Source organism: Bradyrhizobium sp. 191 (genome assembly GCF_023100985.1).
Lineage (GTDB): Bacteria > Pseudomonadota > Alphaproteobacteria > Rhizobiales > Xanthobacteraceae > Bradyrhizobium > Bradyrhizobium diversitatis.
Map to the genome: position 1 here is coordinate 3,123,687 of NZ_CP064692.1, position 12,619 is coordinate 3,136,305.

Here is a 12,619-nt window from a genome sequence, read left to right on the forward strand (position 1 = left end):
TCACAGGGGCCGCATCAGCTCGGTTTGAACGAAGCCCTTGCCACGGCAGGAGAGCAACGATGCTACAGCGGCATCCTCGAGTGGCAACTCCGCCGACCTTCGGCGATCGGCGGCAAGCGTGCTTAGCCAGCGCAATTGTGCGACAGGTGTGCGCGCGCGCCTGGAATTGCTGGTATCAACAACGCCGGCAAAAGAGCACGAATGCTCCCAAAATGAGATCGTACCATGCGCCTCGGAATGGCCGATGTTCGCGCAGCTTTCGAACATGGGCTGGACACTTGCAGCAGCCTTGAGCTCGCATCCGATCTCAAGGCGCTCCGCTACTTGCCGGCGCGCTGTCAGATCGTCGGCGCAGTTCTGAGCCACGCTTTGATGAATGCGGCGCAGCGTCCGCGCCTCCCAGGCAACGCGGCTGTCCCCTCGAATCGGCTGCGAGACCTTGAACAGGATCGCATGATCGCCAACGGCAAGAATGTCGTCAAACCAGGTCATCGCCAAGACACTCTGCCCGAGGGCTAGCTCCAAGGGCGGATTGCTGTCGGACAATGGTCGATTCAAGGTGTCTTCATCGCGATCAGGTCCGGATCAGAGCTCTGTTGAACGGGCCGAAATTGAGGTCGAGCGTCAGCCCTGGCAGCCATGGCACATCGCGGCGCTTCCCATAGAACTGGCCCGAGACGTGCAGAATCACGCAAGGCGGATCGATCTCGTTGATGATCTCGAGCATGCGACGGATGATCGGCCGGCGCTGTTCAGCCTGGACGATGTCCTGGAGCTTGGCGCCGAGCGAGAAATATTCCTCGTTCCTCCAGACTCCGATTGACTTTGGCAGGGTGCCGCTCGGACCGAATTCACGCCAGGGATGGCCGAGATGATCCAAAAAGAGCGCCGTATTCGACGTATCAAAGATGGCACGCACCGGCTGGCGCTGAATTTGCGCGAAGTTTTCCATCATCTGGATCTTGACGTTCAGCCCGACCGCACGCCACATCTCGATCATGGTCTGCGCACCAGAGACCTGATTGGGGTAGTAATTGTTGAGCAGACGATAGGTGATCTGCTCTCCCCTGTAGCCCGCTTCGGCCAGCAGCTCCTTGGCTTTGCCGGGATCATAGGCAAGCGAGGGAAATTCGTGGATGTAGCCTTCGCGGTAGCTCGGCAGCTGGTAGCCGTTCGGAATCGGGAGCCGGTCCTCCCACAAGCTCTGCACGATCAGCTTACGATCGAGCGCAAGGCTCATGGCGCGGCGAACACGCGCATCCTTCAAGATGGCATCGGTCTGATCGAAGACGAGCGAGCGGATATTCTGCACGGCACCACCCACGACCTCGAGATCAGCACGCTTCTGGATGCTCGCGAACTGGTCCGGCGGAATGTCAGTGGCGATGTCGAGCTCGCTGGCGAGTAGGCCGTTCACGCGCGCGGAAAGCTCGGGAATGATGCGGTATTCGATGCCATCGAACGGCGGCCGACCGCCCCAATACGAATCGTGGGCAGCCAGCGAGACGCGAATATCGAGCTTGTGGTCGACGAGCTTGTAAGGACCGCTTCCAACAGGGGCTGTGGTCCAGCGCTCCCACGAGCCCGCCGCCACGAAGGCGCGCTGACTGACGATCTCCGATCCCCAAGCAGCTAGGCGCTGCTCGAGGAGCGCGTCGCCGCCCTTGGCATGCACAATGACGGTGTAAGGATCGACGATTTCGACCTTCTCGAGCCGATCAAGCGACTGAAGCGCCTCGGACATTCCGCTGCGTCCAGGTCCCAGCAGGTGGTCAGGACCAAGACTAAAGGCGACATCTTCGGCCGTCAAAGGCGTTCCGTCATGGAAAGCCACTCCCTTGCGCAAGAACAGCCGCAGTGACTGCGCATTGATCCGCTCCCAACGCTCGGCCAAGCCGGGCCGTAGCGGCATATCATGGGCATGGTCGAAGGTGATCAGCGTATCGAAAAGCTGCGGCATGATCCGGCGAATGGCAGTATCGGTCGCGATGACCGGGTCGAAGGATCGCGGAAATCCGGACATGCCGACCTTGAGGCGGCGACGCGTCAATGTCTTAGGCTCACCCTCCGCAGCACCGGCGCCTGTGCTGGCCAACATGCTTGCGGCAACGGCGCCTGCGATGGCTTGCCGTCGCGTCAGATCGATATGGGTCATCACCGCCTCCGATTCCACTTCCATTCATACGAATGCCACGCCCGCGAATTCTTAGATCGGCACTGACATTGGCGGACCACCGAAATTGGGCGCTTGTGTCATCAGGCATATTCGCGATTGCGTGCGACCTTAAAAACCTGAACTGCTACGGCAGGATGACATTCATCGAATAAGTCGATGCAAGCTTGCGAAGATGCGATGGTTGGCACGCCTAGCGCAGGCTGATGAAGAGGAGAGCTGAGATGCAACGCACTGCGCCCCCCCAACAGAGCCGCACGAAGAAGCGATACAGTTATCGTAAACCTCGATGATTTTATCCAAAGCCGCGATCACCCGGTTAGTTTGGTCGTTCGCGTTCGGATAGATCCCCATGAAACCGCTCATTCGAACTCGTAGGATATTGTGACTTGTCTCTCGTTTCAGAACGGCTCAAGCTCGTCCGTCCCTCTCAAACCAAGGTCATGACGGCTCGCGCCGCCGAGCTGCGCGATCAGGGCGCCGATGTGATTACGCTCAGCCAAGGTGAGCCGGATTTCGGCACGCCGTCCGCTATCTGTGAAGCTGGCATCCGAGCCATCCGCGACGGGAAGACGAGATACACGGCGGTCGCCGGAATCAAGCCACTGCGGGCAGCGATCGGCGAGAGCCTCCGTCGCGATCATGGCCTCGATTACGGTATTGACCAGATCACGGTGGGCTGCGGCGCCAAGCAGGTCGTGTTCAACGCACTATTTGCCAGCCTCGATCTGGGCGACGAGGTTGTGATCCCAACGCCATGCTGGGTCTCCTATCCCGACATGGTGGCGCTGGCCGGCGGCAAGCCGGTGCTCGTCGCCTGCAGCGAACTCGATGGCTTTAAGCTCCGCCCCCAGGCGCTGGAGAAGGCGATCACGCCGCGCACCAAATGGTTGATGTTGAATTCGCCATGCAATCCGACCGGCGCAGTCTACAGCCGAGGTGATTTGCTCGCGCTCGTTGCGGTGTTGCGCGAGCATGCCCATGTGCATGTGCTATCCGACGACATCTATGAAAAGCTCACCTATCACGCCGACTTCGCAACAATGGCCGCAGTCGCGCCGGATCTCTACGAGCGAACCTTAACAGTCAACGGCGTGTCCAAAGCTGACGCGATGACCGGTTGGCGCGTCGGGTATGGTGCCGGACCTCTGGCGCTAATCAAGGCCATGAACCTCATCCAGGGCCAGACCTCTTCGCACACCAGCTCGATTTCTCAACATGCCGCGCTCGAGGCGCTGTCAGGGAGGCGGGACCATATCAAAGAGTTCGTGCGCGCGTTTTTGGAGCGCCGCGACCTTGTCGTCGCCAAGCTGAACCAGGCCAAGGGGCTTGCTTGCCACGTGCCGGACGGTGCCTTTTTATGTTTTCCCCTCTTGCAAGGGGGTTATCGGCAAGCGCACGCCGGACGCCAAGCTGATCGAAACAGACAGTGACTTTGCGATGTATTTGCTCGACGCTTTCGCCGTGGCTGTCGTGCCCGGCAGCGGCTTCATGGCCTCGCCCTATATCCGGATTTCCTATGCTTCCTCGCTCGAGGACCTCAACCGCGCCTGCGACCGAATCATCGCCGCCTGCGCGACCCTGTCCTGAAAGATCTTCTGATGTCCCCTGCCAAAAGCCTGCGCGCCCGCATGGCCGAGGCTGGCCTGGTCCACATCATGGCCGCCCACAGCCCATTTTCGGCGATTCTCGCGGAAGAAGCCGGATTTGACGGACTGTGGGCGTCCGGCTTTGAGCTGTCTGCGCTTTATGGGCTGCCGGACATGAGCCTGATCTCAATGACACAGCATCTCGACATGCTGCGGGCGATCGCCGGACGCACGAGGCTGCCGATCGTCGCGGACATTGATACGGGCTATGGCAATGCCATTAACGTCATTCACGCTGTCACGGAATATGAGCGGGCCGGCGCCAGCGCCGTTGTGATCGAGGACAAGACTTTTCCAAAACTAACGAGCCTTGTTGCCGACGGCCGTCAGCACCTATTGCGCGTTGAAGAGTTCCCGGGGAAGATCGAGGCCGCCATCACGGCCAGATCGGACCCGGATTTCCTCGTCATCGCCCGCACCGAAGCCTTGATTGCCAGCCTCGGCGAAGCGGAGGCCCTGCATCGGGCGCACGCTTATATAGAGGCTGGCGCGGACATAATCCTGATCCATTCGAAAAGGGCGAATCCTTCCGAAATCGAAAGCTTTTCGCGCGCCTGGACCGGATCGGCGCCGCTGGTGATCCTACCAAACGCCTACCCTGACCTCGACGCCAAGCGGGTCAAAACGTTGGGCAATATTTGCATGATGATCTATGGCAATTACGGCATCCGTGCTGCTGCGACCGTCATGCAGGAGGCCTTCCGCCGGATCATCGCCGACGGCGGCGTCCAGAACGTCTACAAGGATATTCTGCCGGTGGATGAGATCTTCAGGATCCAGAATATGTACGAGGTTAAGGCGGCTGAAGCTCGCTTGCTTCGCTGAACGCGGGCATTGATATCTACAGTCGAGATTTTGAGACGGCACTCAGCACCGCGCTCTCCTCGGGCGCAATCCTGACGCTGTTGAGAGCTAGCGCGCCTGTCATCTAGACGGTCGCGATGTCGACTGCGACATCCGCGATCGGCCCCCTTGCCGGCACCTGGAGATCCACCTCTTAAAAAGCCGTCGACAGCAATCGCAATTGGTACCGAGAAGGCGGATTTTGTGCGCGAGGTATCGTTTATAAGCTGCAATCCGGATATACACATCGAATAATGTGATGGAGCATTTATTACTGGCAACGGCCCGCCGTAACAATCAGCGGACATTCCAGGAGCTACCGGAGCAGAAAATGGCAGCCGAACACGATGAAGTGCCCCTCAATGCTATCCGGGTGTTTGTGACCATTGCGCGTGAGGGAAGCGTGACGCGTGCGGCGAGCACATTGGGAACGACCCAGAGCTCGGTCAGCCGTTATTTGGCTGTGTTACAAGACTACTTTGGCACGGATCTTGTGCAAGGGCGAGGCCGGCGGAGCGAATTGACAGAATTCGGAAGGCTCTTCGCGAACGCCGTTGCCGAACCGCTTGACACAGTATGTTTCACCGCGAAGAGGATGCGGCGTAGGAGCCGAACGGACGCTAATCGAATCGTGGTCCACACGTCTCTTTCCACCTTCGCATACTCCTTTCTGATTCCGAATCTCCAGGCGTTCTCTGCCGAGATGGGCGGCGTAGTCGTCGACGTGATCAGTTCATTGTCTCCGCCGAGATCCTCCGACAACTTCGACATCTTGCTCACTCGCGATCTTTGTATCGCTGAACCGGCCGACGATTGGGCGATCTACAATGAGACGCTCGTATGCGTAGGTTCGCCAAATCATGTCATGGGAAAAACGCTCTCAGCTGTCCGTTCAATGCCAATTCTGAACATCACATCGCGGCCCGACATACTGCCAACATGGCTTAGGGCCATGAACCTTTCTGCAAAGGACATCAAGTCGGGGGCGCGATACGATCATAATTACCTTGCTTTGCCGGCCGTCATGACCGGAAAATGCCTGCTGGTGGCGCCTGAAATTATTGTCAGCGATCTCGTGCGGACAGGGGCGCTCCATGTGATACCAGGATCGCGCACTTCGAGCGGCATGCAGTATCGGGCCTATGCGGTGGACCGAAGTGACAATCCCGAGATCGCTCGTGCCTTTTGCCGATGGGTCGCTCGGCTCTGTAAAAAGGCCGCAACTCCGGAAGCCGCCTAACCGCGTATCGGTGTTAGCAGAAGTTCGATCGATGCTTTGAATAATGCTAGCATCCATTTGCACGTGCAGACCGTTCCCGATCGACGGCGAGGCTCATTTTTAGGCGAGTACCGCGGCCAACCCGCAGTCCAAAACGCTAACCGCGCTCCGCCAGAACCCTTTCCGCCTTCAAACCGGCCGACTACAATCGTCTTGTGAGATATCAGGGCCGCACCATCAACCAAAAGCTCAGGACCCCTTGCCCCTGTCTTTGCGGTTGCGACGGAGCAAGGCGCGATAGCCGCCTCGCATGAGACGCAGCCCCGCCCGGACCAGGCGAATGGTCCGGCTGCGGAGATGGTCTGTTTTCCAGCCGCGATCGGGAATACGATGCTTGCCGAATAGGCCTTGCGCGATTTCGCGATAGCTGTTTCCTTCCAAGGACCCATCGACTGCACGCAAGGCGAGGATAAGCCGACGACGGGTCAAGATTGGCAGCCTCAGAGGGGGTGGTCCGATGGGCCGCCGTTCGAGCGCCAGCCAAAGTCGTTGAGCTGCCCGCACACGAACTTCGAAATTGCGATCGAGCGGCAGGTCGACAGCAACCGATGAGCCCACCGGTGGCAGTTCTGCTAGCCAAAGGCGATGCTTCGCTCCTCCAAGCGCCACGACGGCATGCCAACCATCCGGCGCGCAACGAAGCTCGCTACCCGCTAGCTTGCTGAAATCCAGGTCATACCGTTTGGACGCCGCTGAGCGTACAGCCGCGCGCACGGGCAGCACGGTCGACAGCACTTCAGGCGCCCAGAAAATGGCTTGTTGGTCGAACGTCTTTTGCGGATCAGCTGCGAAAAGACAGCCCCCATCGCTGTCGGAAGTGATCCGTCGTCGCGCTGGATCGTTCGCTGGCGGCCAGGGCCATATAGTCCCTTTGGTACTCGCAATTGCGGCGCAGCCATTCCCAGGCTATGTCCGCAGCTTCTGCTTTCTTGGCGTCAGGATAGGCTTCCTCTGATTTCCAGTCAGCACCTGGCATCGTACCACTTTCCCCGTATGTTCTTAACGCACATGCAAGGAATTGCAGCCCGACAAATGTGACCATTTATGGTTGCGCAAACGCAGATATTCGCTGTTAAGTGCACTTACGCGATGGGACGATCACATTTTGCGATCGGACATCAGCAGAAGTGACGTCCGTTTCGAACTCATTCTTCCTCGCCGTTCGGCCAACCGCGCTGCAGGAGATGCCGAAAGCCGTGACGCGCTGCCCATTTGGCGCGAGCCAGATGACTTTCAAAAGTACGGCGGGCGCGATCCGGATCAAGGGTGGGATCAATACCAAGCACAACGCGCGCAACTTCGCGCCAATCAGCCTTATCGGCCTCGGCATCCAGCAGACGCATATAAGTGACGGCATGTTGCTCGTCATACGGCGTGAGCTGGGGCGCGTTAGGCGCGAAATCTGCGATCTTGGGAGCGGGCGGCACTGCCTGAAAGTCCTACCAGATTGAGAAGCAACGATTTAAGCGAGGGTAACCGTATTTAGAGCCTGTTCGTAGAGAACCGATTGTCGCGCTCTGCAGGAATATTCTTGCCAAATCACTGGCTGGCAGCGGGTATTGCCGTCGTTCCCTTCGATTTCGTTCGCGACCACCGCCAGAATACATTTGATCGCTGTCCGTTAAGTGCAGAGCGCGATCAGCAGAACTGCCGTCCAGCGTGCAACACCGTCGGCCCGAATCAACAGGCCAAGATCGGATACTGCTCGTCAGCACTGGATCATTCGGCGCGACATAGCGACATCTGGTTCCAGTATCAGCTCTTTCATTTAGCTTACGCGCGGATTCTGCTAATCTGCATTCTGGACGAACTTACCGCGATAGTATGGCTATAGCCAGTGGTTTGATGGCCATCAGAATGGCTGCTTTAGCGCATGAAAGCTCGTGCGCTTGTCGCCTGGAATGTGCGCCGGATCCGCGTAGATCGCGGTGTTCCGCAAGAGCGGTTGGCGTACGATGCCCGCATCGACCGATCCTACATGGGCGGTATTGAGCAGCAATCGGAGAACCCGACGATTGATCTTCTTGACCGTATCGCGGAAACGCTTGAGGTTCATGTGTCTGAATTTTTCATACAACCACCCAAGGGTGCGGCGCCTCCAAAGACTTTGCGTAAGGGGCGCAAGCCGGCGCGCCCACATCGCAAAAAGAAATAGCACTCCTTGCTGACGAGGTTTATGCTTGCTGCCCAAGCGACGAACATCAATGTGGCAATTGCCCCAGACTTCACCGAAGCCTGACAAGAAGATCGCTGCAGGTTTCAAACAGAAATCCCGCCGCAAACCCGTGATGGGCTGCGGTCGCAAGTGGACGGTTTTGCGGCCAGATCACCCAAGGTGCGCCGTTTCAGGTGTTCCTCCCACCTCAACTTCAACCCCCAAGCAGACTGGTCAAAATACTCTCGTGGTTCCCGGAAGCTCGCATTTCCTCGCTGCCGCATTTTGTTATTCCCAGCGATACGGCCGTGAAACTTGATCGGGGTTCTTACAGTCCAGTAGATTCCATTGTTCAGGATATGGCCCAAAGGCTCAAGACCATCGGTGTTTCCATATGCGAAGGGACATCTATTGAAAGGATATCGCAGGGACCAAGCAATATTCTTCTTCAGACCTCGGATGATAGAGAACCGCAAGGCGCGGCCGTCCTAGCAATTGGCCCATGGCTACCACATTCACCGTTGTTCGAGCATCTCACAGACGAACCCCGAGAGCGCGTTAAAAAGGCCGTCTCGCTTCACCTCGCGGCGCGCCCTCCCCCCGACTGTCCAATGATCGGCCTGTTCGATGACTACGCTTTCCTCATTCCCATGATCGAGGAAGGATATTGGCTGTTCAGTTTTACCTCGTAGAGTTGGGGCGTGAGGTCGGACATCGATGGGCTGCAAGTCAGTTCGGATGATCTCGCGCGCGCCACCGCAATATTGATGAAGGGTTTTCGCGCGACGTGCCCGCGGTGGCATCACTACGTGTGTTCTGCGACTCCTATTCCGAAGATGGCGTCCCGTTCTCCCGTCCCGCCAAAAACGTCCCTGGTCTGCACGTCATTGGCGGTGGTGCAGGCAATGGCTTTCGTTTTGGGCCCGCGTGTGCGGAAGAGGCAAGACGATCCCTGTATTCTCCGAATCACATGTCGCCACCACGACATGACGAGACGGCTCATGCCGGATACGGTTGATAGCGAAGCCCACCTCTCTCATAAAATTGTAGAGACGGGTTATGGCGACACCTCGAGATCTGAAGTGGACCCCGGAAATAGGACCAAACGTTAAGGTGTGAAGCGTCCTGCTCTGTTTGAACCGACGGAGCACGGATATGACGAAATCACGCAAGAAGTTCGATGCCGCATTCAAGGCCAAGATTGCCCTGGAGGCCCTGCGCGAGGTCGCGACGGTGCCTGAACTGGCGAAGCGGCACGGCGTTCACCCGAACCAGATCTACGGCTGGAAGAAGCAAGTCCTCGACAATTTGGCGAGCCTGTTTGTGCGTGGCGCGACGGCTTTGGGAGATGGCGAGGAGGAGCATGAGCGTGAGACGGCGAAGCTATATACCAAGATTGGCCAGTTGACGGTTGAAAGGGATTTCTTGGCCAAGAGGCCCGGGCGATGACCGTCCCCGAGCGCAGGGCGATGGTCGAGCGCCCTGGCGAGAATTTGTCGGTTCGGCGGCAATGTGAGCTGCTGAATCTGGCGCGTTCGGGCGTCTATCGCTCCGAGCCGGTGACCAGCTCCGACGATCTGGCCATGATGCGACGGATCGACGAATTGCATCTGAAGTGGCCGTTCTACGGCTCGCGACGAATGGTGTTCGAACTCAACCAGGCAGGCTACGGCATCAACCGCAAGCGCATGCAAAGGCTGATGCGCGTGATGGGAATCGAGGCGCTGGTCCCGCGTCCCGGCACCAGCAAGGCAGCGCCCGGCCACAAGATCTATCCATATCTTTTGCGCGGCGTCAGCATCACCGAGCCCAATCACGTCTGGGCCAGCGACATCACCTACATTCCGATGGCGCAGGGATTCCTGTATCTGGTGGCGATCATCGACTGGGCTACCCGGGCGGTACTGGCGTGGCGTCTGTCGAACACGATGGATACGGGCTTTTGCATCGCCGCGCTCGACGAAGCGCTGGCGCGGCACGGCCGGCCTAAAATATTCAACACGGATCAGGGCGCGCAGTTCACCAGCTCAGCCTTCACCGGCAGGCTTGAGGCTGTAGGCATTGCGATTTCGATGGACGGACGCGGTCGTTTCATGGACAATATTTTCATCGAACGGCTGTGGCGCTCGATCAAGTACGAGGAAGTGCATCTGAAGGCCTATGCCGACGGACGCGAAGCGCGAGATGGCATCGGATCATGGATGAGCTTTTACAATCATCACCGCCCGCACCAGGCAATGAATAACCAGTTTCCGATGGCGGCATGGCGTGCCGGCATCGACAGGATCGAGGCGGCGAGGACTGTGGATATGCCGCTTCGCTTGGACAACGCAAACGCGTTGCCCACATACCCACAGCAGACGCAACAGCAGCAGAAGAAAGCTGCTTGATTTGAACGACAAGGCAGGCCGGATCACACCTTAACTTTGGCGATCCATGGTCCCCGCTCCGGGGTCCACTTCACAGTTGGGATCCGGGCATCGCCAGGGTAGCCAACGGACAATCTGGTTTTCAGGACCTCCCAACAGCAGCAATCGTCATCACCCCATCATTCCGCCGCCCACCGATGGCTGAGGCAACTTATGGCGGAATTGCCGGCGCTCTGCCGTACAATGCCGCGCTCGCCGTGCCACCCGGGCGCAGCCGCAGGTGCGCCAATGCCAGACTTTGAATTACCGCAGGGCGGGACGCGGGCGTGTTCGTCCCTGGGTTACCGCCAAGCTCCTCAATTTGTGCTAATCGCAGGCTTGCCGACGGCCCGTCATGACGCCGTTGCTGGCAGTCCGGCTGCGTACTCCAATTGGACGAGTTATGGTCGTCCTGCCGCGCCGATTGAAACAAGAGAAACTGAGCTGCGGGCCTTGCTGTCGGCTTCAAGAACGCGCAACGCGCTCGGCGTATCGAATCTACCACCCACTTTGTTCGGAGAACACCGAATTCGGAATATTCCCGCGAGCCTGGGCCGGGCAACGCTTGGCCGCTTGATTTTTGGTGGCTGCATTAGTTCAACGGACCTCCGCCTCAGCCAACCATGCCCGCCGTACGTTACGCCATCGTCGATCTCATCCTTTGGCCGCCGTCTCAACGGTGCCCACATTGTCGGAAGCGCATCCGTGAAGGACTTCAGCACAAAACGATTCTGCCAAAGTAGTGCTAGAAGTTGCTCCAGGTCGCGGATCGCGCGGCCGACCCGCCCATGCCACAGACGCCACTTCACGGCTCTGATGTCCCTGTCGATGGTTGGAAGCGCTTCAAAGGGGCCTGATCGGGATCGTACGATGTGATCGGCGATCTGCTGCATGGGCTGGATCTTCATGGCAATATGAAACCAGTCGATGATGTGGGTCGTTGGTTTCGGCATGGCGCCGGGCAGCCGCTTTAGGATTTCGGCCCCGTCCGAGATCACCGTCACATCCCCAATGCCGCGATATCCGACTTCCTGGAGAGAGTGAAGAGCACGATCGCGGATTGCCTGCTGGTCGGTGCTGCCGGTGACGAAATAGCGACCGCCCCTTTCTCCCCGCCCCCCCCGGCCGCATCTGGCCACGACGAGCTCGAAATTTCGCGCCGAATGTTGATCAGCGCTACGAACGTGCGCCGTATCAATGCTGATGACGAACTCTTTGCGCCGATCTCCGGGAAGCTGCATCTCAAGCTGGCATCGGTCATCCGTTTGGGACCTCGCGCGCCAAGTTTGCGGCATGACCTGGTCGTCGAGCCGCTTGCCGATCCTGATGGAACGCTTGCGCGCGGTCGCATGCGTCTCAGTCGGTTCAGTGGGCAGGAAATCGGCCAGCACCTTCGCCGCCTGCCGGTAGGGCAGCATGCTTCCTAGCCGCGCCGTCAGTTCCATCAGCTCCGGTGTCGCTCGATCGGGACAAATTTCCTTCAGCGGCGCGAAGGCACCGACCATCCCTGATGGCATTCCCGGCACAGCATCCATCGGGGATTGCGAACCTCAACGGTGCCGAAGACGGTTCGGATCCGGCGCTTGACCGGTCGGAACGTATGGCAATCCGGGCAAACCCGGCGAAGAAGGGCATACGTCTCCCTCATGATTCACGACCGCGTTCTGCAGCGCTGCCATGATCTTCTTGCTATCGCCGATCGACAAGCCGATGTCGCCGTCTTGTCTATGCGGACCTCCTTCCGGCATGTGTCGCCAAATTCGTTCCGGCCCTCGATCGTAACCGTCCATTCCACCGCCATCGCTTTGTCTCAAAACGATGCTGATGGACTGCTCGAGCCTAACAACCCGTGTTTGACCCCAGAGAAGTTACCGGTCTCCTCACGACCGACCGCGCATGACTCGGGGTCAATGTGGATCGCTACTCTTTCATTGCAATGGACTTGCACCATCTACTCCTTGCCGGTCTCCCGGCGCACCTTGTTCCGACCCATTCAGGGGCTCAGCTCATTCGGCGTGGCCGATCACCCCGATCAAAGCATCGACATAGGCGTCGAATGCGGCTTCACTCTCGGCTGTCCAGTCGGGCATCGCGGGGCGCTTCCCTGATCAC

Annotated in this window: 9 protein-coding genes and 2 pseudogenes; 5 read left to right on the top strand and 6 right to left on the bottom strand. The window is 58.6% G+C overall.

What is annotated here, in order from left to right; translation table 11 throughout:
- Together IVB23_RS14360 and IVB23_RS14365 are read right to left on the bottom strand one after the other, a co-directional pair.
- Nucleotides 1–498, bottom strand: a complete 498-nt coding sequence (locus IVB23_RS14360) for a hypothetical protein (protein WP_247803964.1) — start codon at nt 496–498, stop codon at nt 1–3.
- 76 nt (nt 499–574) lie between these two features.
- Nucleotides 575–2,155 carry an ABC transporter substrate-binding protein gene (locus IVB23_RS14365; protein ID WP_247803965.1) on the bottom strand — a complete coding sequence of 527 codons (1,581 nt, stop codon included), beginning with the start codon at nt 2,153–2,155 and terminating at the stop codon, nt 575–577.
- A gap of 407 nt (nt 2,156–2,562) precedes the next feature.
- Between IVB23_RS14365 and IVB23_RS14370 the strand changes: the two are divergent.
- The 3 genes and pseudogenes from IVB23_RS14370 (at nt 2,563) to IVB23_RS14380 (ending at nt 5,905) form a co-directional block, all read left to right on the top strand.
- Nucleotides 2,563–3,763 (top strand): annotated as a pseudogene (locus IVB23_RS14370) (pyridoxal phosphate-dependent aminotransferase).
- Nucleotides 3,764–3,774: 11 nt separating this feature from the next.
- Nucleotides 3,775–4,647 carry an isocitrate lyase/phosphoenolpyruvate mutase family protein gene (locus IVB23_RS14375; RefSeq protein ID WP_247803966.1) on the top strand — a complete coding sequence of 291 codons (873 nt, stop codon included), beginning with the start codon at nt 3,775–3,777 and terminating at the stop codon, nt 4,645–4,647.
- 349 nt (nt 4,648–4,996) lie between these two features.
- Nucleotides 4,997–5,905 (top strand): LysR family transcriptional regulator, encoded by a 909-nt coding sequence (locus IVB23_RS14380; protein ID WP_247803967.1) that lies wholly within the window; start codon nt 4,997–4,999, stop codon nt 5,903–5,905.
- A 228-nt stretch (nt 5,906–6,133) separates the two neighbouring features.
- Here IVB23_RS14380 and IVB23_RS14385 read toward each other — a convergent pair whose 3' ends face one another.
- From IVB23_RS14385 to IVB23_RS14395, 3 genes are all read right to left on the bottom strand, one after another.
- On the bottom strand, nt 6,134–6,679 hold the full coding sequence (locus IVB23_RS14385) for a DUF2285 domain-containing protein (RefSeq protein WP_346659143.1): 546 nt from the start codon (nt 6,677–6,679) through the stop codon (nt 6,134–6,136).
- A 46-nt stretch (nt 6,680–6,725) separates the two neighbouring features.
- Nucleotides 6,726–6,986 carry a DUF6499 domain-containing protein gene (locus IVB23_RS14390; RefSeq protein WP_346659144.1) on the bottom strand — a complete coding sequence of 87 codons (261 nt, stop codon included), beginning with the start codon at nt 6,984–6,986 and terminating at the stop codon, nt 6,726–6,728.
- 103 nt (nt 6,987–7,089) lie between these two features.
- On the bottom strand, nt 7,090–7,371 hold the full coding sequence (locus IVB23_RS14395; RefSeq protein ID WP_247803969.1) for a DUF2285 domain-containing protein: 282 nt from the start codon (nt 7,369–7,371) through the stop codon (nt 7,090–7,092).
- Nucleotides 7,372–7,817: 446 nt separating this feature from the next.
- Between IVB23_RS14395 and IVB23_RS14400 the strand changes: the two genes are divergently transcribed.
- Together IVB23_RS14400 and IVB23_RS14405 are read left to right on the top strand one after the other, a co-directional pair.
- On the top strand, nt 7,818–8,099 hold the full coding sequence (locus IVB23_RS14400; protein ID WP_247803970.1) for a helix-turn-helix transcriptional regulator: 282 nt from the start codon (nt 7,818–7,820) through the stop codon (nt 8,097–8,099).
- A gap of 1,155 nt (nt 8,100–9,254) precedes the next feature.
- A pseudogene (locus tag IVB23_RS14405) lies at nt 9,255–10,345 on the top strand (IS3 family transposase); the annotation flags it as partial.
- Nucleotides 10,346–10,908: 563 nt separating this feature from the next.
- Here IVB23_RS14405 and IVB23_RS14410 read toward each other — a convergent pair.
- Nucleotides 10,909–12,042 (bottom strand): hypothetical protein, encoded by a 1,134-nt coding sequence (locus IVB23_RS14410; protein WP_247805038.1) that lies wholly within the window; start codon nt 12,040–12,042, stop codon nt 10,909–10,911.
- Nucleotides 12,043–12,619 lie beyond the last annotated feature (577 nt).